This is a genomic window from Streptomyces sp. NBC_00400, assembly GCF_036048035.1.
GTDB lineage: Bacteria > Actinomycetota > Actinomycetes > Streptomycetales > Streptomycetaceae > Streptomyces.
Window position 1 is genome coordinate 3,794,817 of the sequence record NZ_CP107940.1, and the last position, 24,293, is coordinate 3,819,109.

22 protein-coding genes are annotated in these 24,293 nt (G+C 71.5%); 14 read left to right on the top strand and 8 right to left on the bottom strand.

Annotation, left to right across the window (positions count from 1 at the left end):
• Positions 1 to 37 precede the first annotated feature (37 nt).
• A complete protein-coding gene (locus tag OHS81_RS16370; RefSeq protein ID WP_328385496.1) occupies positions 38 to 1,771 on the top strand; it encodes an FAD-dependent monooxygenase in 1,734 nt (577 codons plus the stop codon).
• Between the two features lie 1,438 nt (positions 1,772 to 3,209).
• On the opposite strand, the gene OHS81_RS16375 is transcribed toward OHS81_RS16370, so the two are convergent.
• The 3 genes from OHS81_RS16375 to OHS81_RS16385 all read right to left on the bottom strand — a co-directional run bounded on the left by OHS81_RS16375 (position 3,210) and on the right by OHS81_RS16385 (position 7,731).
• A complete protein-coding gene (locus OHS81_RS16375) occupies positions 3,210 to 5,552 on the bottom strand; it encodes a terpene synthase family protein (RefSeq protein WP_328385497.1) in 2,343 nt (780 codons plus the stop codon).
• A gap of 155 nt (positions 5,553 to 5,707) precedes the next feature.
• Entirely contained in the window at positions 5,708 to 6,745 is a 1,038-nt protein-coding gene (locus OHS81_RS16380) for an ATP-grasp domain-containing protein (RefSeq protein ID WP_328385498.1), read from the bottom strand.
• Positions 6,742 to 7,731, bottom strand: coding sequence for an ATP-grasp domain-containing protein (locus OHS81_RS16385; protein ID WP_328385499.1), 990 nt, complete (start codon positions 7,729 to 7,731; stop codon positions 6,742 to 6,744). Before OHS81_RS16385 ends, OHS81_RS16380 begins: the two co-directional genes overlap by 4 nt.
• A 409-nt stretch (positions 7,732 to 8,140) precedes the next feature.
• Here OHS81_RS16385 and OHS81_RS16390 point away from each other — a divergent pair, with 409 nt between their 5' ends.
• The 3 genes from OHS81_RS16390 to rocD all read left to right on the top strand — a co-directional run bounded on the left by OHS81_RS16390 (position 8,141) and on the right by rocD (position 10,981).
• Positions 8,141 to 8,635, top strand: coding sequence for an Lrp/AsnC family transcriptional regulator (locus OHS81_RS16390; RefSeq protein WP_328385500.1), 495 nt, complete (start codon positions 8,141 to 8,143; stop codon positions 8,633 to 8,635).
• Between the two features lie 283 nt (positions 8,636 to 8,918).
• A complete protein-coding gene (ddaH, locus tag OHS81_RS16395; protein WP_328385501.1) occupies positions 8,919 to 9,749 on the top strand; it encodes a dimethylargininase in 831 nt (276 codons plus the stop codon).
• Complete coding sequence (gene rocD, locus OHS81_RS16400) at positions 9,746 to 10,981, top strand: ornithine--oxo-acid transaminase (protein ID WP_328385502.1); 1,236 nt, start codon at positions 9,746 to 9,748, stop codon at positions 10,979 to 10,981. Before ddaH ends, rocD begins: the two co-directional genes overlap by 4 nt.
• A gap of 106 nt (positions 10,982 to 11,087) precedes the next feature.
• Here the strand turns inward: rocD and OHS81_RS16405 are convergent, their stop codons facing one another.
• Positions 11,088 to 11,492 carry a hypothetical protein gene (locus tag OHS81_RS16405; RefSeq protein WP_328385503.1) on the bottom strand — a complete coding sequence of 135 codons (405 nt, stop codon included), beginning with the start codon at positions 11,490 to 11,492 and terminating at the stop codon, positions 11,088 to 11,090.
• 470 nt (positions 11,493 to 11,962) lie between these two features.
• Positions 11,963 to 12,505 (bottom strand): CGNR zinc finger domain-containing protein, encoded by a 543-nt coding sequence (locus OHS81_RS16410; RefSeq protein ID WP_328385504.1) that lies wholly within the window; start codon positions 12,503 to 12,505, stop codon positions 11,963 to 11,965.
• 144 nt (positions 12,506 to 12,649) lie between these two features.
• Here OHS81_RS16410 and OHS81_RS16415 point away from each other — a divergent pair, with 144 nt between their 5' ends.
• The 3 genes from OHS81_RS16415 to OHS81_RS16425 all read left to right on the top strand — a co-directional run bounded on the left by OHS81_RS16415 (position 12,650) and on the right by OHS81_RS16425 (position 14,390).
• A complete protein-coding gene (locus tag OHS81_RS16415; RefSeq protein WP_328385505.1) occupies positions 12,650 to 12,964 on the top strand; it encodes a VOC family protein in 315 nt (104 codons plus the stop codon).
• A gap of 13 nt (positions 12,965 to 12,977) precedes the next feature.
• Positions 12,978 to 13,865 carry a pyridoxamine 5'-phosphate oxidase family protein gene (locus tag OHS81_RS16420; RefSeq protein WP_328385506.1) on the top strand — a complete coding sequence of 296 codons (888 nt, stop codon included), beginning with the start codon at positions 12,978 to 12,980 and terminating at the stop codon, positions 13,863 to 13,865.
• Between the two features lie 66 nt (positions 13,866 to 13,931).
• Complete coding sequence (locus OHS81_RS16425) at positions 13,932 to 14,390, top strand: nuclear transport factor 2 family protein (RefSeq protein WP_088798999.1); 459 nt, start codon at positions 13,932 to 13,934, stop codon at positions 14,388 to 14,390.
• A gap of 115 nt (positions 14,391 to 14,505) precedes the next feature.
• Here OHS81_RS16425 and pdxR read toward each other — a convergent pair whose 3' ends face one another.
• The gene (pdxR, locus tag OHS81_RS16430) at positions 14,506 to 16,026 is read right to left on the bottom strand and encodes a MocR-like pyridoxine biosynthesis transcription factor PdxR (RefSeq protein ID WP_328391203.1); all 1,521 of its coding nucleotides are present in this window, start codon (positions 16,024 to 16,026) and stop codon (positions 14,506 to 14,508) included.
• A 187-nt stretch (positions 16,027 to 16,213) separates the two neighbouring features.
• On the opposite strand from pdxR, the gene OHS81_RS16435 reads away from it, so the two are divergent.
• The 3 genes from OHS81_RS16435 to OHS81_RS16445 all read left to right on the top strand — a co-directional run bounded on the left by OHS81_RS16435 (position 16,214) and on the right by OHS81_RS16445 (position 18,882).
• Entirely contained in the window at positions 16,214 to 17,035 is an 822-nt protein-coding gene (locus OHS81_RS16435) for a methyltransferase domain-containing protein (RefSeq protein ID WP_328385507.1), read from the top strand.
• 422 nt (positions 17,036 to 17,457) lie between these two features.
• A complete protein-coding gene (locus OHS81_RS16440; protein WP_086716653.1) occupies positions 17,458 to 17,709 on the top strand; it encodes a hypothetical protein in 252 nt (83 codons plus the stop codon).
• A 12-nt stretch (positions 17,710 to 17,721) separates the two neighbouring features.
• Positions 17,722 to 18,882 carry a flotillin family protein gene (locus tag OHS81_RS16445; protein ID WP_328385508.1) on the top strand — a complete coding sequence of 387 codons (1,161 nt, stop codon included), beginning with the start codon at positions 17,722 to 17,724 and terminating at the stop codon, positions 18,880 to 18,882.
• An 82-nt stretch (positions 18,883 to 18,964) separates the two neighbouring features.
• On the opposite strand, the gene OHS81_RS16450 is transcribed toward OHS81_RS16445, so the two are convergent.
• Positions 18,965 to 19,495, bottom strand: coding sequence for a MarR family winged helix-turn-helix transcriptional regulator (locus tag OHS81_RS16450; RefSeq protein ID WP_328385509.1), 531 nt, complete (start codon positions 19,493 to 19,495; stop codon positions 18,965 to 18,967).
• Between the two features lie 323 nt (positions 19,496 to 19,818).
• On the opposite strand from OHS81_RS16450, the gene OHS81_RS16455 reads away from it, so the two are divergent.
• The 4 genes from OHS81_RS16455 (at position 19,819) to OHS81_RS16470 (ending at position 23,764) form a co-directional block, all read left to right on the top strand.
• Positions 19,819 to 21,057 (top strand): cytochrome P450, encoded by a 1,239-nt coding sequence (locus tag OHS81_RS16455; RefSeq protein ID WP_328385510.1) that lies wholly within the window; start codon positions 19,819 to 19,821, stop codon positions 21,055 to 21,057.
• A gap of 92 nt (positions 21,058 to 21,149) precedes the next feature.
• Positions 21,150 to 21,365, top strand: a complete 216-nt coding sequence (locus tag OHS81_RS16460) for a ferredoxin (protein WP_088798993.1) — start codon at positions 21,150 to 21,152, stop codon at positions 21,363 to 21,365.
• A gap of 222 nt (positions 21,366 to 21,587) precedes the next feature.
• Positions 21,588 to 23,087: an MFS transporter gene (locus OHS81_RS16465; RefSeq protein WP_328385511.1), complete on the top strand. Its 1,500-nt coding sequence runs from the start codon at positions 21,588 to 21,590 to the stop codon at positions 23,085 to 23,087.
• The gene (locus OHS81_RS16470) at positions 23,084 to 23,764 is read left to right on the top strand and encodes a TetR/AcrR family transcriptional regulator (protein WP_328385512.1); all 681 of its coding nucleotides are present in this window, start codon (positions 23,084 to 23,086) and stop codon (positions 23,762 to 23,764) included. The genes OHS81_RS16465 and OHS81_RS16470 overlap by 4 nt, the downstream gene beginning before the upstream one ends.
• A 34-nt stretch (positions 23,765 to 23,798) precedes the next feature.
• Here the strand turns inward: OHS81_RS16470 and OHS81_RS16475 are convergent, their stop codons facing one another.
• The gene (locus tag OHS81_RS16475) at positions 23,799 to 24,230 is read right to left on the bottom strand and encodes a nuclear transport factor 2 family protein (protein ID WP_328385513.1); all 432 of its coding nucleotides are present in this window, start codon (positions 24,228 to 24,230) and stop codon (positions 23,799 to 23,801) included.
• Between the last annotated feature and the right edge of the window lie 63 nt (positions 24,231 to 24,293).

Here is a 24,293-nt window from a genome sequence, read left to right on the forward strand (position 1 = left end):
TTCACTAAATCTGGCACGCCTCGACCGGAGGTCAGTCATGCATGCCGCCAGGGATCTCGCCGCCAATACCCACGGCCACGCCCACGCCGACACCGACACCGACACCGACACCGACACCGACGTGATCGTGGTGGGTGCGGGGCCGACCGGCTTGCTGCTCGGTGCCGAACTGGCGCTGGGCGGCGTACGGGTGCAGATCCTCGAACGGCGGGCCACGGCACAGCGGGATTCACGGGCACTGACACTGCATCCGCGCAGTATCGAGCTGATGGACCAACGCGGCCTGGTGGAACGGTTCCTGGCACATGGGCGCCGGGTTCCGGGGTGGCACTTCGCTGGGCTGGACACCCGTCTGGACTTCAGCGCGCTGGACACCCGGCACGGCTACACCCTGTTCCTCGCCCAGGCCCGCACCGAACAGCTGCTGGCGGAGCGCGCGAGCGAACTCGACGTGCCGGTCCGGCGCGGATACGAGGTGGTCGGACTGCGTCGGAACCCCGGCGGCGACGGCGCGGGCGGCGGAGGCGTCACGGGCGGCAGAGGCATCACGGGCGGCAGAGGCATCACGGGCGGCAGAGGCGGCGGGGAATCGGACGAGGCCGGCGTGGAGGTGGACGTCCGCGGCCCCGACGGCACCCTGGAGACCGTACGCGCACGGTATGTGGTCGGGTGCGACGGCGGGCGGAGCGTGGTGCGGCGGGCCGCCGGGATCGGTTTTCCCGGCACCGACGAGACGCTGAGCGGAGCGCTGGGGGATTTCGCGACCGTCGACCCGGCAGCCCTCGACCGCGCGCGGGCCCATGGCGTACTGGCCGTACCGCTGGAGCCGGCACCCCCGGCCGGGACCGGCCCTGAGGGCGGACGGGAGGGAGGCGGCGCCACCCGGATCGTCCTCCTGGATCCACAGCGCATGCGGACCCCGTCCGCCGAACCACTGGCACTCGACGAGTTCCGGGCCTCCCTGCGACGGATCTGCGGAACCGACTGCGGAGTGGCGCAGCCCCGCTGGCTGTCGCGGTTCGGCAACGCCACCCGTCTCGCGGCCTCTTACCGTGCCGGGCGCGTCCTGCTGGCCGGCGATGCCGCCCATATCCACTTCCCGGCGGCCGGCCAGGGTCTCAACACCGGGCTGCAGGACGCGATGAACCTGGGCTGGAAGCTCGCCGCCGAGATCAACGGCTGGGCCCCGCCCGGCCTGCTCGACAGCTACCACGCCGAGCGGCACCCGGTCGGGCAGGCGGTCACGGAGAACACCGAGGTCCAGACGCTGCTGGCGGAGCTGACGCTGCTCCCGCCGTATCAGCGGCCGGCCGCCGCACTGCGCACGCTGCTGACCGAACTCCTGGGCATCGAGGAGGTCAACCGCCGCCTGGCCGGGCAGGTTTCCGCACTCGACACCGCCTATCCTCCCGCCGGCACGGATACTGCCGACCCGTTGGCGGGACGGCGGATGCCCGATATCGCGCTGACGGCGACCGGCACGGAGGCGCTACGCCTCTACGAACTCCTCCCGCACGGCCGGTTCGTCCTGCTCGACCTCGCGGGGGACCAGGAGATGCAGCAGTGCGCCCCGACCGCATGGGGGAAGCGGGTGACCGCACTCAGCGCCACCGCGCACGAATCCCGCACCGGCCTGGAAGGGGTGCGCGAGATCCTGGTCCGCCCCGACGGCCATATCGCCTGGGCCACCCGCAGCACGGACGTACCGACCCGCCGCACCGAACGGTTCCGCGCGCTGACCAGCTGGGCCGGCCGCCCCGCAGGGGACTGAGGGGCGGCCGTGCACGTCAGCCGGCGAACCCCGGGTACACGAACCCGGGGTACACAAGGCCGGAGTGGACGAGGCCGGGGTACACGGGGCTTCCCGGGTAGAGGGGGCTCCCCGGGGTGACGGGGCTTCCCGGACGCACGGGGCTTCCCGGATTCCCCGGGCGCGCCCGGTGTGCGGAGTTCACCCGGTGTGCGGAGTTCACCCGGTGCCTATTGTTCACTCGATGGCCGGCGCTCACCGGGTGCCCGGTGTTCACCCGGTGCCCAGCACTCACCCGATGCTTGGCACCCGCCGGGTGCGCCGCGTTCACCCGGTGCTTGGCGCTCACCGAGTGCCCGGTGTTCACCCGGTGCTTGGCGCTCATCGGATGCGCGGCATTCACCGGATCCACGGGACGCTCCGTGTCGGCAGGCTGATCCGCACTGTCGGAGCTCCCGGGGCCCTCCGAGTTCCCAGGTTCGTCGGCGTTCCCGGGCCCATCCGAGTCCCCTGGACCGTCCGAGTTCCCCGGCCCGTCCGAGTCACCCGGGTCATCCGAACGCCCCACTTCATCCGCACGCCCCGGATCGTTCGAACGCCCCGGATCATCCGAACGCCCTGGGCCATCCGAACGCGCCGGGCCATCCGAACGCCCTGGGCCATCCGAACGCGCCGGGCCATCCGAACGCCCTGGGCCATCCGAACGCGCCGGGCCATCCGAACGCCCTGGGCCATCCGAACGCGCCGGGCCGTCCGGGTCACCCGGGCCGTCCGTACGCGCCATGGTGTCCCGGTCCTCCGGCTCCTGCGGATAGCGCGGGCCGTCCGCGCTCAGCCGCAGGCTCCCGAACCGTGCATTGCGCCAGGATCCGGCGCGCACCGTGGTGACCACGGATCCGGTGCAGTCGCGACCGTTGTAGAGGACCAGGTCGGTGGGGGTGTCGTTGTCCACCTCGCCGTACCCTTCGCCCACGCCGTAGCAGTGGTCGTCGCCGGGGTCCTCGATCCGGTACATCCGGTTGCCCTGCCGGATGTGGTACGTGATGACGCCGGAGACGGCCTCGGCGTCGGTGGGGCCGAACGCGGCGGACGCCCCCGTGAAGGCCACAGCGCCAAGCAAAGCGATCATGCGTCGCACAGTCGGAACTCCTCGTCAGCCATGGGCAGCGGTCCGGCCCTCGGTCACACCCGTGCGGGATTTCGCCATGTGAGGTTCCCGATGACATATCGGGATATTCACCCCGGACGGGATATTCACCAGCCAGCAGGAGCCCGCGGGAGGCATTGCGGGGCCTGGGGCCGCTGTTCGAGGGACGGGCCGGACGCCGCCCGTGACCGGTATCCGTGGACCGGTGTCCGTGAACCGGCGCCCTTGGACCGGCGTCCGTGCGGTGGCCGAACTCCAGGCGGGCCAGCCGGTCCGCCTGGACCGGCTGGACCGCCCGATCCGCCCGGCCCCCTACCCCACCCCCGCGACCGACGCCCTGAAGAGCCGGGCCGCCGACATGCCCAGCCCGGTCGGCGCGGCCAGCCACCCCGGCGACCCCATGGGATGACGCAGCTCGGCCTCGGTGTAGCGCAGGCAGCCCCGGTGCCAGGTGAGGATGGCGGCCAGCCAGTTCTCCAGCTCGTGGACGTAACCGTCGAGGGCCTTGCGGGCCTCGGGCGAGAGGTTGAAGTCGGCGCAGACGACCGGGAGTTCATGGGCCGCGACGTGCTGGAACTCGTGCATACGCGACGTCATGAGGTCATTGATGATGTTCAGCGCGGTCGGGTAGTCGCAGTCGAAGAAGTTCTGGACGACCAGGATGCCGTTGTGGATCTCGCCCTCGTACTCGATCTCCTTCTGGTAGGAGAAGACATCGTTCAGCAGACAGGCGTAGTCGGCCGCGGCGTTCTGCAGGGAGAGCAGGGTGCGGGTGCGGTAGATCTCCGGCGGGATCTGCGCACCGTGGCCGATGCGGCTCAGGCTCATGGTGAGGTCGGAACCGAAGGTCGCGCGGCGCATCTCGATGTAGTCGACGGGGTCGGGGATGCGGTGGTGGAGCTGGTTGTCGAGCTCCCAGAGCCAGCCGGCCGTCATCGTGTCGACGGCTGCGCGGAACATCCGGCGCGCCTCGGGGTTCATCGGTCCCGCCGTACGTGTCCACAGGTCGGCCAGCCCGCGTTCCATCGCGTTGACCGGCTCGGGCACGGCGGCCGACGGGTCGAGCGGCATCACGGCCGACAGCCGCTCGGTGCACACCTTGGCCGCGGCGATGTCGCGGGTCCGGCCGAAGACCTGGGGGTAGTAGTCGTCGGCGTAGGTGCCCCAGGCCAGCCAGGCGGCGTCCAGGTCCAGTTGTTCCGGAGTGGCGTCCGGGTGGAGGCCGGCCGCGCACAGCGCCAGGTCGTAGCGGACCATGGCGGGCTCGTCCCAGACATCGGACAGCGGCACCCCGGGCTGCGGGCCGAAGATACCCATCCGGTGCGCCCATGCGATGACGCGGCGGCGGGCGCCCTCAAGATGCGGACTGAGGGTGGTGGTGAACGGCATGAAGAGGTCGGGGATGCGCGAGGGGCCGACCTTCTGGTGCGGGACGTGGGTGGAGCTGCGGAGACGGCGCGCGCCGGCCGCGGTCGGCTGCGTATCGGCCGTGGTCGGCTGCCCATCGGCCGTGGTCGGCGGCGTACCTGCCGTTGCCGGCCGCGCATCGGTCGCGGTCAGCCGCGTACCGGCCGTGGTCAGCGCGGTTCTCAGATCCGCCGCCGAGGTGCCGAATCCGCCCAGGGAGAAGGGGGACCAGGGCCGCGCGGCGCCGGCCGCGGAGCCGCCGCCGTTCATATAGCGGCTGGAGCGCATATGCCATTCGTGGCCGCCCGACTGCCAGTCCTGGAGCCCCTTGGCGTACGCCAGCACATCCGCACAGGACCGGGGGTCCAGGCCCTGTTCGAGGAAGAGCGCGGGGAGCTCGGTGACCACGGTGTTCTCGAACTGCTGCAGCCGCGAGGTGATCAGGTCGTTGACGGCGTCCGCGGCCTCCTGGGTGGTGCAGTTCAAGAAGGTCTCCAGCACCAGGACGCCATTGCTCAGCTCGCCCTCCTCCTCCGTCTCCCGCTGGTAGGAGAAGAGGTCGTTGCGCAGATGCACCCCGTCGGAGAAGGCGTCGCGCAGCACCCGCAGCGGACGGGAGCCGGCGACGGCCACGGGCACCTCGGCGCCGGTCGCATACTCCACCAGGCCCGCCGACCAGGGCGCGCCACCGACCTTGCGGCGCATCTCGATGTACTCGACGGGGTTGGGCACCCGGTGAATGTTGATGTTGGACAGTTCCCACAGCGACTCGTTGAGCAGATGCTCGGTGCTCTCGGCGAACCGCTTCCGCCACGCCATGGACATGTGCGGCACCGTGCGCGCCCACAGATCCGCGAGCCCCGCCTCAACGGGATTGGCCGGTTCGGGCACGGCCGCGGTCAGCTCCATCGGCATGAAGGCGGCCAGCCGGTCGAGGTACTTCTTGCCGCCCTCCCGGTCCAGCGTCCGCTTGAACTTCTCCAGGAAGTGGTCGTCGAAGAAGAAGACCCAGACGTACCAGTCGGTCACCAGCGAGAGCGCGTCCGCGTCGCAGTCCGGGTGGGTGTAGGAGCACAGCAGGGCGTAGTCGTGGGCGTCGAGATCCTTCTCCTCCCAGATGTTCGAGCCCTCCAGCATCCCCATGTCGCGGGCCCACTTCTTGGAGTGCGTACGCGCCGTCTCCAGATGCGGGTTCAACCGCGCCGGGTAGGGCGTATAGAAGTCAGGCAGTTCGAATGGCTGTGTCACCGTTGCCGGCCTCTCCCCTTACGTACGGAAGGAAGGCGCGGGGAACCACGCCCTCCGGACGGGGCAGCGCTACCCCAGGGGTCAACGCGTTAGGCCTTACGGAGGAGGAGCTTCCGCCACCGATCCACTTCGGTTCGGCGCCCTCCGAACGGGGGCTACTTCTCGCCGACTTCTGCCGCTTTTCTTTCGCCGGTGCCGCTTTGGTCGGCGCCTCGTTCGCTGCCGACACGTCCTCCGTCGGCGCCTCGTTCGCCGGCGCCGAGGCTCCGGCCTCCTGCGGCCGTGCGCAGGGCGAGCTGTGCCAGCGCCTCCGGGGCGCCGGCCTGGCCACGGATGCCGGGGAAGGCATTGATGTCCACGATGAGGGGCGCACCGCCACCGGCGTCGAGAACATCCACCCCGTAGACGTCCAGGCCGAAGATCTCGCCGGCCCGGAGCGCGGCGCCGGTCCAGCTCTCGGGCAGCTCACCGACCGGCAGCGGCAGCGTCGGCCCGCGGCCGTCCGGGGACAGCTCCGACCGGCGCAATCCGGCGAAGAGCCGCCCGTCGACCACCCACAGCTTGTGATCCCAGCCGCTGTTCGCGGTGAACTCCTGGACCACCACCGGCTCATCGGACCAGTCGGCCGCCAGCTCCCGCAGTCGTACGGCGCTGTCGGCGCGGGCCACGAGGTCATGGCGCCGGCTGAACCGGCTCTTGATCACCAGGGGCCCGTCCGGTTCGCCGTCCGCGGCCAGCTCCCCGACCGTGGCCACGGCGGCGGTACCGGCGAACGGCAGCCCGGCCGCGCGGGCCACCGCCGCCATCTCGACCCGGTCCTGGCATCGCGCGGTCGCCGCCGCGGAGTTGAGCACCGGGGCGCCGTGCTCCTCCAGGCGGGCGGCAAGGGCCAGCGCCCGGGGCGTACGCGCCTTGAGGAGATAGACATCGGCGAGCGAGGAGGGATCGAACGGGGAGAGATCGAACGGGGAGAGATCGAACGGGGAGAGATCGAGCGAGGAGAGATCGAGCGAGGCAGACCCCAACGCGGAAGAGCCGACCGCGGAAGAGCCGACCGCGGAATGGTCCGGATCCGGGCCCTGCCCCTCCCCGTCCGGGTCCAGCCATACGACCTGATGCTCCGGGGCCAGCAGCTCGGTGACCGCGGCCAGCAGCGGATGCCCGGGATCCGCGGTGACCAGCCCGATCCTCACCGGCCACCACCGATCGAGGCCGCGGGCCGGCTGGGGCGGGGCACGGGCGGCGCGGTGAACGGGGGTGCCGCGGGGGCCGCAGCGGCACCCGGCTTCGCCGCGACAGGCCCCGCCGCCGGCTGCCCGGCGGCCGGCCCGGCCGCCTGCCCCGCCCTCCCGTGGCGGGCGAGGTCCAGGATCGCGGCGGACACCCGGGCGACCGCGTCCGGCACCTGACGGAAGCTCGGGAAGTCATTGATGTCCACGACCACCGGGCCGTCCGGTCCGAGCAGAATGTCGACTCCGTACAGGTCGAGGCCGAACACCGTGCCGATCTCGGCCGTGATCCGGGCGATGTCGGGGGTGAGCGGAACCTGACGTTCGCGTACGGCGTGCGCGGGATGCAGCGGAGAGCACCGCTCGGTCGCGTACAGCTCGCCCGCGACGCTGTACACCTTCAGATCCGTACCGGAGTTGGGCACATAGGGCTGGGCGATGAGCAGCCCTCCGCCCGGCGCGCCCGGGTCCCCGGCGCCGGCCGTCTCCACGGGATCCAGCAGCCGGTCCGGCGTCGCCACCAGCCGCACGGCACGCCCGGAACTGCCGTCAGCGGGCTTCACCACAAGGGGGAACTCCGCCTCGGGGATCTCCGCGAACTCCTCCGGACGGGCCGCCGCATACGTCACCGGGACGGGCAGCCCACTGCGGCGGGCGATCACCGCGGCCAGCGCCTTGTCGCGTACGCCGCGGATCGCCCGGACATCGTTCACCGTCGTCAGCCCGACGGAAGCGGCGGCTTCCAGCAGCGTCAGCCCCGGACCGCCGGAAACGGTCTTGAGGACCCAGGCATCATGGCTGCCGGCCTGGATCGCCTCGGATATGGGAATGAGCGAGCGGCCGGGCCACAGGACGTCCACCCGGTGTCCCCAGGAGCCGAGTTGGCGGATGACGTCCAACGGCATGCCGTCGTGGCGGTACTGCTCCTCCACCAGGAAGCAGAGTCTCATCGGGGCACCCTCATCATCGCCGCACGTCCGTCCACCGTCCGTCCGTCCGGCAGAACCATGACGTACCAGGATCCCATGCGGATTCCGCCGAGGGCCGCGGGCCCACGCACCCGGCTCCGGCCCGCATTCCGGCGAGGCTGCGCCACCGCGTACGCCAACCCAGCCTTTACGGCCCCCTCCTGGCCCGCTCGACCCCACTCGTCCGCTCGCCTTTCCCCTCTCCTCTCGCCCGCCCGTCCGCTCTCCCTCTCGCCTGCCTGTCCCCTCTCCCGCCTCCCCGCGCCCCGCTACCGTGAGGCGACCACGACGGAGAGGGACCGGCACGGACCGGCGCGGACCGGTCCGGACCATTACGGACCGGTACGGCCCCGCCCGGACTCGTACGGACCAGCAGGATTCGGGAGGCCCAGTGACCAACAAGGCCGCGCCCTTCGACGACCTCGACCGCAAGATCGTTACGGCGTTGATCGACAACGGCCGGGCGAGCTTTGCGGAAATCGGTGCGGCGATCGGGCTGTCGTCCACCGCGGTGAAGCGGCGGGTGGACCGGATGCGGGAGAACAACGTGATCACGGGGTTCACCGCTACCGTCCGGCCGGCCGCCCTGGGCTGGCTGACCGAGGCGTATGTCGAGGTGTACTGCGACGGCGCGGCGCCGCCCCGGCGGCTCGCGGAGGTGGTACGCAACCATCCGGAGATCGCCGCGGCGATGACCGTGACCGGTGGCGCCGATGCGCTGCTGCACGTACGGGCGAAGGATGTCGAGCACTTCGAGGAGGTGCTCGAACGGATCAGGGCCGAGCCGTTCATCCGCAAGACGATCAGCTACATGGTGCTGTCCCATCTCCTGCCGGACAGCCCGGAGGCGGGCGCCAGCCAGTCCTCGGGCGGCTCCGCGCCCTGACCCGCCGGCCGGACGCCTACGGAGCAGGTGCGCGCGCCACGCGACGCGAGGGCCGGACGCCTACGCAGCAGGTACGCGCGCTACGCAACGCGCGCAGCAATCCGGCTCCCAACGGCATGACCACGCAGCATTCCTGCGCTGATGAGCAGCATTTGTTTCTTGTGACCCGAATCCGTCGCTCCTTACCGTGGAAGGACCCCGGGTGACCCTCAGTGACAACCGGGCGCCCCGCAGTGCCACGCCTTACCCCGCAAGCCCCGTAAGAAGCGAAGGGATCGTCCCCGTGCCGAAGAGTCGTGTGTCGCGCCCCCGGCGCTATCTGGTCTGCGAGCCCAGACACTTCGATGTGCGTTACGCGATCAATCCGTGGATGAGTGCGGACATCCCGGTGGACACCGTCCTCGCGGGGCGCCAGTGGGAGGCGTTGATGAGCGCCTACCGCGACCACGGGCACACGGTGGAGACCGTGCCCCCGGTGGCCACGCTGCCCGACATGGTGTTCGCGGCGAATTCCGCGCTGGTCGTGGGCGGCCGGGTCTTCGGCTCGTCCTTCCATGCGCCGCAGCGGCGGCCGGAGTCCGTGGAGTACGAGACCTGGTTCAAGGCGGCCGGGTACGACGTCTACCGGCCCGAGTCACCGTGCGAGGGCGAGGGCGATCTCATCCCGGCCGGCCGCTACATCCTGGCGGGTACGGGCTTTCGCACCACGCCGGCCGCGCATCGCGAGGTCCAGGAGTTCTTCGGCGTACCGACCATCGGCCTGCAGCTGGTGGACCCGTACTTCTACCACCTGGACACCGCGCTGTTCGTCCTGGAGGAGACGGCGGAGACGGGCGAGGCGAATGTCGCCTACTACCCCGGGGCGTTCTCGACCGGCAGCCGTGAAGTGCTGCGCCGGCTCTTCCCCGAGGCGGTGATCGCCACCCGCGACGACGCCCTGGCCTTCGGCCTCAACTCCGTCTCCGACGGCCGCCATGTCTTCGTCGCCCCGCCGGCGACCGGCCTGATCGACCAGCTCAGCGCGCACGGTTATGTCCCCGTCCCCGTCGACCTCTCGGAGTTCCACAAGGCCGGCGGCGGCATCAAGTGCTGCACCCAGGAGATTCGCTCATGACCGCTCCCACCCGTACCGCCCGCGTGCACGCCCCCCGTTCGTCCGCGGAGCTGATCCAGGCCGAGGGCCCGGTCCTCGCGCACAATTACCACCCGCTGCCCGTGGTGGTCGCGCGCGCCGAAGGGGTCTGGGTCGAGGACGTCGAGGGGCGCCGCTACCTCGACATGCTGGCCGGCTATTCGGCGCTCAACTTCGGCCACCGCCACCCGGCCCTGATCGAGGCCGCGCACCGCCAGCTCGACCAACTCACCCTCACCTCCCGCGCCTTCCACAACGACCGGCTCGCCGGTTTCGCCGAAGGCCTCGCCGAGCTGACCGGGCAGGACATGGTCCTGCCGATGAACACCGGCGCCGAGGCGGTGGAGAGCGGCATCAAGGTCGCGCGCAAGTGGGCGTACGACGTCAAGGGCGTCCCGGCGGACCGGGCGACGATCGTGGTGGCCGGCGGCAACTTCCACGGCCGGACGACCACCATCGTCGGCTTCTCCGACGATGACACGGCCCGCGTCGGCTTCGGCCCCTTCGCCCCCGGCTTCCGCACCGTCCCCTACAACGATCTCGCCGCGCTCGAAGCGGCCGTGGACGAGACGACGGCCGCCGTGCTGATCGAGCCCATCCAGGGCGAGGCGGGCGTCGTGATCCCCGACGACGGCTATCTCACCGGCGTACGCGAGCTGACCCGGCGGGCCGGGTGCCTGTTCATCGCCGACGAGATCCAGTCCGGGCTGGGCCGCACCGGCACCACCCTGGCCGTCGAGCACGAGTCCGTGGTGCCGGACGTGCTGCTGCTCGGCAAGGCGCTCGGCGGCGGCATCGTCCCGGTCTCCGCGGTCGTCGCCCGCCGTGACGTGCTCGGCGTACTGGGCCCCGGCCAGCACGGTTCGACCTTCGGCGGCAATCCCCTGGCGGCGGCGGTCGGTTCGGCCGTCGTCGAGCTGCTCATGACCGGAGAGTTCCAGCGCCGCGCCGCCGAACTGGGCGAACGCCTGCGCAGTGGCCTGGCCGCGCTGACCGGCAAGGGCGTGACCGGCTTCCGCGCCCGCGGCCTGTGGGCCGGTGTCGACATCGACCCCGCGCTCGGCACCGGCCGGGAGATCAGCGAACGCCTGCTCAAGGAAGGCATCCTGGTCAAGGACACCCATGGCTCGACGATCCGGCTGGCCCCGCCGCTGACCATCACCGGTGAGGAACTGGATGCGGCGCTGGGGAGCCTGGAGCGGGCGCTGGTCTGACCCCCGCCGGAAGGCCGACGCGGCCGCAGCTCGGGTGAGCTGCGGCCGCGTCGTGTCCGCGTGGTGCCCCGGAAGGAGCCGTGCCCTCCAGCGGGAGCCGTCGCCCCTAGAAAGAGCCGTTGCGGTTGATCATCTCCAGGCAGGCCTTGTGCGAGCTGCCCTTGAAACGGACACAGAGCGTGCTGCCGCTCGGCTGCAGCCCCGGGACGGTGTGGCCGACGATCTCGCCACCGGACCGCTTCGCCTTGAAGGAGTAGCTGTTCCCGCCGTCCGTGGTGGTGAGGTAGACGGTCGCGGACTGCCGGCTCTTGGGCGGGTTGGTCCAGGAGGCGGTGACAGTACCGGGGTTGGGCGTCCCGTCCCTGCCGTCGGTCTTGATGCAGATCTGCGGACCCGACCAGTCATGGGTGCAGGAGGACGCGGCGGCATGCGCGGCCGGGGTGGTGGCAACGGCGCTCAGCGCGATCGTTCCGGCGACGGTCAGCCCACGGAGCAGCTTCGAACGGGTCATGTGTGGGGGGAATCCTCTCCTCGATGTACCGGCAGAAGACACAACGGCCCCGCCACGAATGGGGCGTGGCGGGGACCGCGGTCGTGTAGTTGATCTTAGTCGGATCCTCGAACTCACGTGCCGTCAGAGGGGTTACCCACCGCGGCTGTGACGAGATCAGTACGGGTCGCGGCACCGGGCCGCGCCGCCCTGACCCCGGCCGGACAACGCCGGCCGAGGACCGCTCCCCCGGGCGGCTTCCGTCGGCTTCCGGTGGCCGCAACGCCCCCTTTGACACGCCCGTCGCGTGACACGCCCGTCGCGTGACATGTCCGCCGCATGGCACGCCCGTCCCGTGACACACCCGCCGGGTGACAGGCCCCGTCCCGTTCCGCGAAACGGTCAACAGGGAGCCGCGCCCTCCCGCACACGCGGCACGCCCGCCGGCCCTCGCACGGGACGGCCGGCGGCAGCCCCTCGCCGAACGGCGCTCAGGCCTCGCGCGCCTTCGCGTAGTGACGGGAAGCCTTCGCGCGGTTGCCGCAGGCCGCCATCGAGCACCAACGGCGGGTACCGTTCCGCGAGGTGTCGAAGAAGTGCAGGATGCATGCCTCGTGCGCGCAGCCGCGGATCCGGTCCGGGGCAGTGCGCAGCAGATCCAGGTAGTCACGGGCCGCCATCCAGGCCGCACCCCAGGAAGGATTCTCGAACTCCGCCACCTCGCCGGGGCCCTCGGGAGTCAGGGTGGCGCGGATCCGGCCATGGTCGAGTATGGCGTTGACGCCCTCGATACCGGCCGTGCCGCCGGGGACGTCGACGGCGGCGGCGAGGGCCTCGCGGGCGGACAGGACATGCTCCAGTGCGGCGGCGTCCGCGGGAAAGCGGCGGTCGAGACCGTTGCTCGCGAGCCAGATGTGCAGCCCTTCGGGGCCGGTGAGCAGATCCTGGCGTACGCCGTCGGCCACCCAGCGGGTGTTCAGCAGATCCAGCGAGACGGGCTCTCCGGTCAGGGGACGGGGGTCGAGTGCGGGCATCTCTGCCTCCTTCTGACGTCCGTGTCCCCGTGGGGCTAACCACTCAAGGGTACGTAAGAGGTTGCCTGCCACCTCACTAACCCTTAACATTAATTTTACCAGTTAGATCGGCGGATCGGTCGATCCGCCGGAGAGGGGTCTGCCATGACGGCGACCAGCACACTCCGGGCCGGCCACATCGGCCTGAACGTCACCGACCTCAAGCGCTCACTCGCCTTCTACGGGGAGGTGCTCGGATTCGACGGGACGGTCGACGAGGTGAAGGCGTTCGAGGCCCGGCTCCGCGAGCGCGGCATCGACTTCGCGTACGACGGCTTCGTCGCCCACGGCGAGGGCGCCCGCTCCGGCGGGATCTTCTTCCACGATCCGGACGGCACGCGGCTGGAAATCTGCGTACCCTCCGGCGCGGAAGGCGCACCCACCCCGGTGGCGGCTGCACCGGCCTGCGGATTCTTCTGAGGAGCTGAGGACCGTGGATGATCCGTACCACGAGGGCTCGCGCGCCGTGCAGGACCGGCTCGGCGTACGCGCCGTGGCCGATCACATCGGCCGCTCCATCGGGCCGGGCATCCGCGAGGTGGCCGCGGCCTTCCTCGGACTGCAGCCGATGCTGGTGATCGGTGCGATGGACGAGGCCGGCCGGATGTGGAGCTCGCTGCTCACCGGTCCCCCCGGATTCGTGCGGGCCACGGGCCCCCGATCGATCGCGGTCACGGGCGGCCCGCCGGACGGCGACCCGCTCACCGCGGCCCTCGCGACCGAGGGAACCGACGTCGGCACGATCGCCCTCGACCCCCGCACCCGGCGGCGTATGCGCCTCAACGGCACGGCCGCACCGACGCCCCGCGGGTTCGTGGTGGCTGCCGAGCAGGTTTTCGCCAACTGCCCGAAGCATCTCCAGCGGCGGACGCTCCTGGCACCGGTCCCCGCCCAAGCCGGTGCCGTGCGGCGGGGCCGGGAACTCACCCCCGGTCAGCAGCGGCTCGTCCGTGCCGCCGACACCTTCTTCATCGCCACCGCGGCCGCCGACGGCACCGACGCCAGCCACCGCGGCGGCAATCCCGGGTTCGTCCGGGTGACCTCGCCGAACGAACTCTGCTGGCAGGACTACCCGGGCAACTCGATGTTCCTGACCCTGGGCAATCTCGAAGGCGATCCGCGCGCCGGGCTGCTGTTCGTCAACTGGAGCACCGGCAGCACGCTCCAGCTCACCGGCACCGCGACCACCGTATTCGGCGCGGCCGGCCGCACCCTGCGCTTCACGGTGACCGACACCGTGGAGACCCCGCACGCCAGCCCGCTGCGCTGGTCCACACCCGAGTACTCGCCCGCCAACCCACCCGTGCGGGACAGCGTATGAACCTCCTGGGTGCCGCCTCACCCCGCGCCCCGGGTTCTCCCCCACAGCCAAGAGAAGGAGCCCGCCATGGCGCCACGCCCACCGTTCCCGCCGTTCGACGAGCCGAGCGCGCTGCAGAAGGTCCAGGCGGCCGAGGACGCCTGGAACACCCGCGATCCGGAGCGCGTCGCCCTCGCCTACACCGAGGACTCCATCTGGCGGAACCGGGACACCTTCCTCACCGGCCGCGACGAGATCATCGCGTTCCTGCACCAGAAGTGGGCCCGCGAACTGGACTACGCCCTGCGCAAGGAGCTCTGGTCCTACAGCGGCAACCGCATCGCGGTGCGCTTCCAGTACGAGTCCCATGACGCGGCCGGCCAGTGGTGGCGCAGCTACGGCAACGAGCTGTGGGAGTTCGACGAGGAAGGCCTGATGCGCCGCCGGGAGGCCGGCATTCACGACGTCGCGATCACCGGCGACGAACGCCGCATCTTCGGCCCCCGCCCGGAGGAGGAGAAGGGGCGGCCTCTTCCCTTCCGCTGATCAGCTGGGGGGGCGGGGAGCCTGCTGCGCGAATGCCTCTGCCGCAGGCTCTTGGACCGGGGCGGCCGACGCGACCGGCACATCCGACGCGACCGGCAGGGCCCCGCCCCCGGCCTCACCCGCCCCTCAGCGCCTCCCCCAGGACGGCCACGCCCTCCGTGATCTCGCCCGGTGTGCGGGCGGCATAGCCGAGGACCAGGCCCGGAGCCGCGGGGAGTTGCCGGTGCCAGGACAGCGGCTGGACCTTGACGCCGCGGGCGAGGGCCGCCGCGGCCAGGTCCGTATCGGAGCCGCGGCAGACGCCCGGCGCGAAGGTGATCGTCAGATGCAGGCCGGCCGCCGCGCCGTGCACGGTCGCGCCCGGCAGCCGGGCCCGGATCGCCGCGATCATGGCGTCCCGGCGCTGCCGGTGGCGCCGGCGCAGCAGTCGCAACCGGCGTTCCAGCTCGCCCGATTCCATCAGCCGGGCCAGCACCAGCTGCGGCAGTGCGGCATTGCCGAGGTCCGCGAACCGTTTGGCGTCGACCAGCGCGGTGCGGTACCGCGGCGGCGCCAGCACCCAGCCCACCCGCAGGGCCGGCGCGAGCAGCTTGGAGATGCTGCCGGCGTAACAGACCTGGTCGGCGAGGAGTGAGCGCAGCGCGGGGGCCGGCGCACGGTCGTAGCGGTGCTCGGCGTCGTAGTCGTCCTCGATGATCAGGCCGCCGTCGGCCGCCCAGCGCATCAGCTCGCGGCGCCGGCCGCCGTCGAGCACCACCCCGGTCGGGAACTGGTGCGCCGGGGTGAGCAGTACGGCCCGCGCACCGCTCGCCCGCAGTGCGTCGACCCGTATCCCGTACTCGTCGACCGGCACCGGCGGCGTCGCCTGCTGCCAGTGGCGCAGATGCTGTTGCGCTCCGAGGGACCCGGGGTCCTCCACCGCGATCTCCCGGACCCCGTCACGGTGCAGCACCTGGGCGATCAGGCCGAGGGCCTGCGCGGTACCGGAAACGATCAGCACCTCGTCCGGGTCCGCCCTGATCCCGCGGCTACGGGCCAGCCAGTCGGCGACGGCCAGCCGTAGTGCGGGCGTGCCGCGGGGGTCCCCGTAGCCGAGCTCGGCGGACGCAAGACCGGCGAGCACCGCGCGTTCGGCGCGGAGCCAGGACGTGCGGGGGAAGGCGGACAGGTCGGGTACGCCGGGTGAGAGATCGATCCGCGCGGGCGCGGTGCGCAGCTCGTCGAAGATCTCCGGGCCGGGCGGAGCGGCGAACGGTGTGGCGGCCCGGTGCACGGAGGGCGCCGCGCCCGTGGAGCTCGCCGTGACCGCCACCGTGGCCGCCACCGTGGCCGTCACAGGCGCGGCGACGACCACGGTCCCGCCTCTCCGCCGCCCGGCGAGCTGTCCGTCCTCGGTCAGCCGCTGATACGCCTCGGTGATCACACCCCGCGATACCCGCAGCTCGGCGGCGAGTACCCGGGTGGCGGGCAGTCTGCTCCCGACCGGCAGCCGGCCGTCCGCGATCGCGCGCCGCAGCTCCCGGGCGAGCCAGTCCGACCGGCCGCCCGCGGGCGCTTCCGCGATGTTCAGCTGCAGGAAGTCGGAGGAGCCGGAGGAGCCCGAGGAGTCCGAGGAGCCCGAGGAGCCGGCGGCCAGGGGAGGGGCCGACGAGGCGGCGGACGAGGACGCCGGGGTCGAGGGAGCCGAGGAGGTCGAGGGAGCCGAGGGAACCGAAGAAATTGGCGGAGCCGGAAGAGAGGGAAGAGTCGGAGGAGTTATGGACCTGTCGGCGGGCCGTTCTTTGGACCTGTGCACCGGGCCATTGTCCCGGCACGGTGAAGCCATGAACAGGAACACGGCGTACGTCCACGGCTACCTGCCCCGCGAAGCCCGGCGCCTCTGCGACCAGGCGGACACTCTGGCTCCCTTGCTGCATGCCGGAACGGCGTACCCCGCCGGCAGCTGGGTCCTGGAGGTCGGCTGCGGGGTGGGTGCGCAGACCGTACATCTGGCCAGGAACAGTCCGAGGGCGCGAATCGTCGCGGTCGACCGCTCCGAGGAGTCGCTGGCCCAGGCCCGCGCTTACGTGACGGAGCAGGAGCCCGAGGCCGACGTGATGTGGCGGGCCGCCGACCTGTTGCATCTCCCCTTCAAAGAGGCCGAGTTCGACCACATCTTCGCCTGCTTCGTACTGGAACACCTGTGGGAACCCGGCAAGGCGCTGGCCACTCTGCGCCGGCTCCTGCGCCCCGGCGGGACGCTCACCGTGATCGAGGGCGACCACGGCTCGGCGGTCTTCCATCCGGACAGCCTGCACGCCCATGAGGTGATCGGCCATCAGATACGCCTACAGGCAGCGGCCGGCGGAAATGCGCTGCTGGGACGGGAGTTGCAGCCGCTGCTCAGCGGCGCCGGATTCGACAAAGTGGTCATCCGTCCGCGCACGGTCTACGCCGACCGGACCCGGCCCGCTCTGGTGGACGGCTTCACCCGGAACACCTTTATCGCCATGATCGAAGCGGTCCGGGACGACGCCCTGGGCACCGGCCTGACCACCGCCGCCGACTGGGACCGGGGCATCACCGATCTGCGGCGGGCCGCGGAAGACGGCGGGACCTTCCACTACACCTTCTTCAAGGCCGTGGCCGTCAATCCGATGTCGTAGGGCGCGCAGGGCCGAGCTCTTCGTGGCGCAGGCCGGGCACGATCGTGCGCACCGGCCCCGCGCCCACGCGCTCGACACGGCACCACACGAGGAGAGGCGAGTCTCGACGGGCCGAGACGGGCCGCGGCTGGACGAGACGGGCCGAGACGGGCGCGGCTGGACGAGACGGGCCGAGGCAGGTCGGCACAACGCGGAAGACTCTGTTCCGGAAATTCTCCCCAGCCGAACCCTCCGACATCCTCGCCGCCCTCGACGCATTGCCCCCGGCGCGCTGAATTCCGCACTTCATTTCCGGATGCCTTAACGGGAAATTGACTGCCGCGGCGCGTTGTACCAACTCGCCGCCAACCCCCCATAGGCCACCGCGTGCCGGAGCGCTATGGTCGGTTTTCCAGGAACGTAACGGGGGAGGGCAGCCGCGGATGGCACAGGACGATGCTGTGATCGGCTGTACGGGAGTGCTGCTGATCGGCACGCGCGGGGCTGCCGGTCCCGGTGAGGTCCTGGTACGGATCAGAGGCGGTAGCGAGGCCTTTCTCGCCTGGTCCGCCGAGCCCCTTCCGGTAGGGGCGACCGTGCTCGTGATCGAGTCGCGTGGCAGTCGTCAGGTCGACGTCATGGAGTGGGCCGATCCGTTGGACGCGTTGTCCGGCAATGCCGGCGACGCCGGTTGAGGAGACTTGAGGATGTTCGGTTACCGCGTTCCTGCCCCCGATCAAGCCATGCTGATCTCGGGAGGCAGGCGTGGACAGGGGGGCGCGCCATTCCGAGTGGTGACCGGGCACGGAAAATTCGTGCTTCCGGTCTTCCGCAAGGTCCGCTTTCTGACGCTGGCGATGTGTGAGGCGGAGGTCGCCGAGACCTGCGTGACCCGGCAGGGCATCGCGCTGACGGTGCGCGCCGTCATCGCGTTCAAGGTCGGCAACGACACCGAGAGCGTGGTCAACGCCGGCCAGCGGTTCCTGTCCGACCAGGACCAGATGTCGGTGCTGACCGGCCGGATCTTCGCCGGTCACCTGCGCTCCATCATCGGTTCGATGACGGTCGAGGAGATCGTCACCGAGCGGCAGAAGCTGGCCACCGAGGTCCTGGAGACGTCCAAGACCGAGATGGCGAAGATCGGTCTGATCGTCGACTCGTTGCAGATCCAGTCGATCGACGACGGCGACACCGGCTATATCGAGGCGATGTCCGCCCCGCACAAGGCAGCCATCCAGCGGCAGGCACAGATCGCCCAGGCCCAGGCCACCCAGGCTTCGGTCGAGGCGCAGCAGGAGGCCGCGCGTAATCAGGCCGAATACTCCCGGCAGACCGCCGTGGTCCAGGCCGAGTACAACGCCGAGGTGGACCGCGCCCAGGCCCACGCCGCGCAGGCCGGTCCGCTCGCGCAGGCCCATGCACAGCAGGAAGTCCTCGCCGCGCAGACCGAGCTCGCCGAGCGCGCGGCGCAGCTGCGTCAGCAGGAGCTGGTGGCCGAGGTCGTCAAGCCCGCCGAGGCGGAGGCCGAGCGCATCCGGCTGCTGGCCCTGGCCGAGGCGGAGCGGATGAAGATCCAGGCCGAGGCCGCCGCGTCGCACGACCGCGTGGCCCTGGACCGGATGCTGATCGACCAGCTCCCGCAGATCGTCAAGGAGGCCTCCGCGGGCCTGGCCAACGCCAATGTCAATGTCCTCAACGGCACCGACGGCCTGGGCGAGATCGCCGCGGGCCTGGTCGGCCAGGGCCTGACCATCCTCGACTCGGTCCGCCGCAACCTCGGCACCCCCGAGGGCCAGGACGGCAAGACCGACAAGAACGGCGGAGCCGCCGGGCAGCAGGGCCACAGCGGCCGGGTCGAGATCGAGTAGGGCCCGAGCGGGGAACGAGCAGCGGTTCCGGGCGGGTCGGGGCCCAGGGCCCCAGGGGTGTCCCCCCGGGGCCCGACCCCGCTCACATCCCCGCCCCGCTCACCTCCCCGCCCCGCTCGCACCCCCGCCCCCGTGGCCGGTCTTCTGCTGTGTGCTTGTGACGGGCGTGGGCCACCAGATGGTTGAGCACGGCGACGGTGGTGGCGATATCGGCGTCGTCGAAGCCGGCAAGTGCCTCGTGCAGACCGGCTTGGCTGGTGTGCTGGAGGCGGCCCAGGACGGCCTTGCCGTGGGGCGTGATCGCCACCTGCCGGGCGCGGCGGTCGAGGGAGTCCGGGGTCCGTTCGACCAGGTCCTGGGACTCCAACTGGCTGATCTGGCGGGTGACATGAGGCGGCTCGACCATCAGCAGCGCGGCCAGATCGCCGACCCGGCTGACCCCACCGCTGTCCTCCAGAGCCATCAGCAGCCAGAGGTCGGAGCGCGCCGCCGTGACGCCCGCCTCGGCCGCCTGGCGTTCGTGTGCCCGGGAACGGGTGAGCAGGTAGGACAGCGTGGCCAGCACTCTTTGCAGTGCGGCGATGGGGTCCTGGTCTCTTCCGGGGTCCGGCATGCAGGCACTTTAGCCGCCCTTGAGGTGCCCGGATCCGCCCTGTGACAGGTCGCCCCGTGCGCGCGCGTCCGCTCGGATTGAGCCAACCTCAGGGGCGCCTTGATCACCTCTTCCCTCCCCCGTTCGCGGTGAGTTAACGTGTGAACAACTTACTTGCTTAAGTTAGGTAACTAGAGGTGAGCCAGCCCTCGGTGACCGTGATCCCCGCTGGTCACGGCGGCTGCCGAGGTGGTTACCGAGTTCGCAGAGCCCGTCAAGGAAAAGCGCTACCCGCACCGTTCGCCACGGCAGTGCCGTGTCCCGATCGTGGAAGGACCAGCCGCATGACGACTGCAGAACGTACCGAGGCGGAGCACGACACCGGCCCGGGTGCAGGCCCCGCCCCCCTTGCCGTCCCGGCCGCACGGGCCGAAGGCTGCCCCTTCGATCCCGCGCCCGGCGTCGAACGGGCCCGCCGGGAGGAACCGATCACCCGGGTCACGCTCTGGGACGGCTCCACCTGTTGGCTGGTGACCCGGCATCAGGACGTACGGGAGGTGCTGGGCGACCCGCGGTTCAGCGCCGACGCGACCCGGCCCGGCTTCCCCTTCCTCACCGCGGGCGGCCGGGAACTCGCCACCGTCAGACCGACCTTCATCCGCCAGGACGACCCCGAGCATGCACGGCTGCGCCGGATGCTCACCGCCGAATTCATGGTGAAGAAGGTGGAGGCGATGCGCCCCGAGGTGCAGCGCCTCACCGATGACCTGCTCGACCGGATGACCGCGGGGCGCAACTCGGCGGATCTGGTGGCCGAATTCGCGCTGCCGCTGCCGTCCCTGGTGATCTGTCTGCTGCTCGGCGTCCCGTATGACGACCACGAGTTCTTCCAGGAACGCAGCCGCCTGCTGCTCAGCCTCCGGTCGACGGCCGAGGAGGTGCGTGGCGCGCAGGAGGATCTGCGGGGCTATCTGACCCGGCTCGCCGAGTCCAAGCGACGCGAGCCGGACGACGGCATCGTCAGCCGGCTGGTCGCCCGCGGCGAGCTCGACGACGAGGAAGTCTCCTCCATGGGGCGGCTGTTGCTGATCGCGGGCCATGAGACCACCGCCAACATGACCGCGCTGTCCACTCTCGCCCTGCTGCGCAACCCCGGCCAGCTGAAGCGGCTGCGCGAGGACCCCTCGCTGATCAAGGGGGCCGTCGAGGAGCTGCTGCGCTATCTGACGATCGTCCACAACGGTCTCCCGCGGGTCGCCACCGAGGACATCACGGTCGGCGGCCGCACCATCCGGGCCGGTGAGGGCGTGCTGTGCACCCTCAACTCCGCCAACCGTGACGACGACGTCTTCCCCGGCGGCGACGCACTCGATGTCGGACGCGATGCCCGGCGTCATATCGCCTTCGGCTTCGGTGTCCACCAGTGCCTGGGCCAGCCGCTCGCCCGGGTGGAACTGCAGATCGCCGTCGAGACGCTGCTGCGCCGCCTGCCGGACCTGCGGCTCGCCATCCCCTTCGAGGACGTCCGGTTCCGTCACGACATGGGGATCTACGGGGTCCACGCCCTGCCGGTGGCGTGGTGAGCCTCAGCCCGCCCGTCCTTCCATCCCGTCCATCCCGTCCAGCCCGTCCGCCCGCGGCCTCAGCAGCCCGGCGGCCCATCGTGGGGAGCACCATGCGCGTACACATTGACCAGGAGAAGTGCTGCGGCGCCGGAAGCTGTGTGCTGTCCGCACCGGAGGTGTTCGACCAGCGCGAGGAGGACGGCATCGTCGTCCTCCTCGATGCCGAACCGCCGGCCGGGCTCCACGACGCCGTCCATGAGGCAGTGGCCATCTGCCCGGCCGCGGCGATCTCGGTCGAGCAGGCGGACCGGGCGGGGCGGGTCTAGACGACAGGCCCAGGGGGAGCCCCCCGGACCTGGCCCGGCCAGGATCCGCCGGAGGGGACCTGGCGGGTCCTGCTCGACGGCGGATCCGGTCCGCCGGGCGGCATCCAGCGGCTCCGGTTCGGTATGCGACATCGCATGCGACAGGGGTGCACAGGCGTTTACCCTGAGGGGTGAACGTCCGTGCACCCCTGTCCGCCGTTCCGCCGCGCCCTACGGAGAGCCATGCCCGCAGCGATACCCGAGCCCGTCGAGACCGCCGCACCCGGCGGGGCCGGCCACCCGCGCGCACTCGTCGGCGTCCTCGCCTTCTGCGGTGTCGTCGTGGCCCTCATGCAGACCCTCGTCGTACCGCTGCTGCCGCACATCCCCCAGCTCACCGGCGCCACCCCGGCCACCGCGAGCTGGCTGGTCACCGTCACCCTGCTGACCGGCGCGATCTGCACCCCCGTCCTCGGCAGGGTCGGCGACATGTACGGCAAACGCCGGGTGCTGCTGGCCTCCCTCGGCGTCCTGGTGCTCGGCTCCGTGCTGTGCGCCGTCAGTTCACAGATCGGGGTGCTCATCGCGGGGCGGGCCCTGCAGGGCGCGGCGCTCGCGGTGGTACCGCTCGGCATCAGCATCATGCGCGACGAGCTGCCGCCGGCACGGGTGCTGTCCTCGGTCGCGCTGATGAGTTCCACGCTGGGCATCGGCGCGGCGGTCGGGCTGCCGATCGCCGCGCTGGTCATCGAGCACTCCGACTGGCACACCATGTTCTGGGTGTCGGCGGCGCTCGGGCTGCTGGACGTCGTGCTGGTGCTGAGCTGCGTGCCCGAATCGCCGCTGCGCTCGCGCGGCCGCTTCGACGTCCTGGGCACGCTCGGCCTGACCGTTTCGCTGAGCTGCCTGCTGCTCGCCGTGACCCAGGGCGCCGGCTGGGGCTGGGCCTCCGCGCGCACCCTCGGGCTGCTCGTCACCGCGGTGCTGACCGGCCTGGTGTGGGGCGCCTACGAACTGCGCTGCGTGTCGCCGATGGTCGATCTGCGGGTCTCGGCCCGGCCCGCGGTGCTGCTGACGAACCTCGCCGCGCTGCTGATCGGCTTCGCCTTCTACGCCAACTCGCTGGCCACCGCGCAGATGGTGCAGGAGCCCCGGAGTACCGGATACGGGCTGGGCGCATCGCTCGTGGTCAGCGGGCTGTGCCTGCTGCCGGGCGGACTGTCGATGGTGGCGCTGTCGCCGGTGTCCGCGCGGATCTCGGCGAAGCACGGACCGAAGGTCACCCTGGCGCTGGCCGCCGCGCTGATGGCGGTGGGGTATGTGGTGCGGTTCTTCACCAGCCACCAGCTGTGGATGATCATCGCGGGCGCGACCGTGGTGGCCTCGGGCACCGCGATCGGCTACTCCGCACTGCCCGCGCTCGTGATGCGCGCGGTGCCGGCCGGTGAGACCGGGGCGGCCAACGGCCTGAACACCCTGATGCGTTCGGTGGGGCAGGCGTTCTGCAGCGCGGCGGTCGCCGCCGTACTGACCAATGTCACCTTCCAAGCGGGTGGCCGGACCGCCCCGACCCTCCATGCGTACCTGCTGGTCTTCCTCATCGCCGGCGGCGCCGCGCTGCTCGCCCTCGCCGTCACGCTGTGCCTGCCGGGGGGCCGCACACCGCCGCCGGCCGGTACGGTCGGACAGATCCGGCGACCGGCCCCGCCGGCGCGGACGGCGCTCACCCAGGAGGACGCATGACCGCTCAGGCCGAGGCCGCCGCAGCCGCCCCGGAGGGCCCGGGACGCCCGCGCCCGGCCACCGTCCCGACGCCCGCGACCGCTTCCGCTTCCGGGACGGGCACAGACACCAGCACCGGCACCGGCACCGGCACGGAACCGAGCACCGGCACCGGCCGCGATGCCATCCTGCGCGCCGCCCAGCGGGCCTTCGCCCTGCGTCCGTACGCCGAGGTCACGCTGCGCGGTATCGCGGCCGACGCGGGGGTGAGCGCCTCACTGATCGTCAAGCGGTTCGGCGGCAAGGAACAGCTCTTCGCCGCCGTGGCCGACTTCGGCCCGGCGGCCGACGCGCTGTTCACCGCACCGCTGCCGGAACTCGGCCGGCACATGGTGCGCACCCTCGTCGGCCAGCGCCGCGCCCAGCAGGGCGATCCGCTGCTGCGCGTCGTCTTCTCGCTGGGCATCAGCGACGAACGCTCGCTCCTGCGCGACCGGTTCCAGGAGCAGATCACCGACCGGCTCGCCACCCTGCTCACCGGCCCCGACGCCACCCTCCGGGCCGAGCTGATCGCCGCCCAGCTGATCGGCCTGGGCGCCACCCTCAGCATCCACCGCACCGGCGCCACCTCCCAGGCCCCGCCCGAACGCCTCGCCGACCTCTACGCGCCCGCCCTCCAGCAGCTCATCGAAGGCTGACCCGGCAGGGCACAAGCGGGCCTGGAGGAGCCCCCTACGCCCGGGGCACCAACCCGTCCTCGACCAGCCCGGCCAGCACCGCCTCCCCCAGCGCCTGCACCGCGGACTGCGGCCGCACCATCACCGTGAACTCCTTGATCCGGCCCGCCTCGTCGAACTGCAGCAGATCGATGCCGTGGATCTGCTTGCCGTTCACGGTGGCCCGGAAGATCAGGATCGTCGAGTCGGCGGAGCCGCCGTCCGGCCCCGCCGCCGTCTGGGCGCTGCCCGCGAGCTCGCCGACGTAACGGAAGTCCTGGAACGTACGCAGCAGTACCCCGAAGAGCCCGAGCACCATCGGCCGCCCCTCGAAGGGCGTGAACTTCACCGGGCTGTACAGGCGCACGTCCTCGGTGAACAGCTCCTCCACCCCGTCGAGATCCGCTGCCTCCACCGCCGCCTTGAAGCGGTCCGCCGTCGTCCCCATCGCTCTTCCTCCTCGCCCCGGCCGGGCACACGACCCGGCCGGCCCCGGCGCCTCTTAGTCGCG

Excerpts from the sequence above, each read along its gene's own strand:
- OHS81_RS16370 (WP_328385496.1), top strand. The coding sequence starts at position 38 with ATGCATGCCGCCAGGGATCTCGCCGCCAATACCCACGGCCACGCCCAC.
- OHS81_RS16385 (WP_328385499.1), bottom strand. The coding sequence starts at position 7,731 with ATGAGACTCTGCTTCCTGGTGGAGGAGCAGTACCGCCACGACGGCATG.
- rocD (WP_328385502.1), top strand. The coding sequence starts at position 9,746 with ATGACCGCTCCCACCCGTACCGCCCGCGTGCACGCCCCCCGTTCGTCC.
- OHS81_RS16405 (WP_328385503.1), bottom strand. The coding sequence starts at position 11,492 with ATGACCCGTTCGAAGCTGCTCCGTGGGCTGACCGTCGCCGGAACGATC.
- OHS81_RS16410 (WP_328385504.1), bottom strand. The coding sequence starts at position 12,505 with ATGCCCGCACTCGACCCCCGTCCCCTGACCGGAGAGCCCGTCTCGCTG.
- OHS81_RS16415 (WP_328385505.1), top strand. The coding sequence starts at position 12,650 with ATGACGGCGACCAGCACACTCCGGGCCGGCCACATCGGCCTGAACGTC.
- OHS81_RS16425 (WP_088798999.1), top strand. The coding sequence starts at position 13,932 with ATGGCGCCACGCCCACCGTTCCCGCCGTTCGACGAGCCGAGCGCGCTG.
- OHS81_RS16435 (WP_328385507.1), top strand. The coding sequence starts at position 16,214 with ATGAACAGGAACACGGCGTACGTCCACGGCTACCTGCCCCGCGAAGCC.
- OHS81_RS16440 (WP_086716653.1), top strand. The coding sequence starts at position 17,458 with ATGGCACAGGACGATGCTGTGATCGGCTGTACGGGAGTGCTGCTGATC.
- OHS81_RS16445 (WP_328385508.1), top strand. The coding sequence starts at position 17,722 with ATGTTCGGTTACCGCGTTCCTGCCCCCGATCAAGCCATGCTGATCTCG.
- OHS81_RS16450 (WP_328385509.1), bottom strand. The coding sequence starts at position 19,495 with ATGCCGGACCCCGGAAGAGACCAGGACCCCATCGCCGCACTGCAAAGA.
- OHS81_RS16455 (WP_328385510.1), top strand. The coding sequence starts at position 19,819 with ATGACGACTGCAGAACGTACCGAGGCGGAGCACGACACCGGCCCGGGT.
- OHS81_RS16460 (WP_088798993.1), top strand. The coding sequence starts at position 21,150 with ATGCGCGTACACATTGACCAGGAGAAGTGCTGCGGCGCCGGAAGCTGT.
- OHS81_RS16465 (WP_328385511.1), top strand. The coding sequence starts at position 21,588 with ATGCCCGCAGCGATACCCGAGCCCGTCGAGACCGCCGCACCCGGCGGG.
- OHS81_RS16470 (WP_328385512.1), top strand. The coding sequence starts at position 23,084 with ATGACCGCTCAGGCCGAGGCCGCCGCAGCCGCCCCGGAGGGCCCGGGA.
- OHS81_RS16475 (WP_328385513.1), bottom strand. The coding sequence starts at position 24,230 with ATGGGGACGACGGCGGACCGCTTCAAGGCGGCGGTGGAGGCAGCGGAT.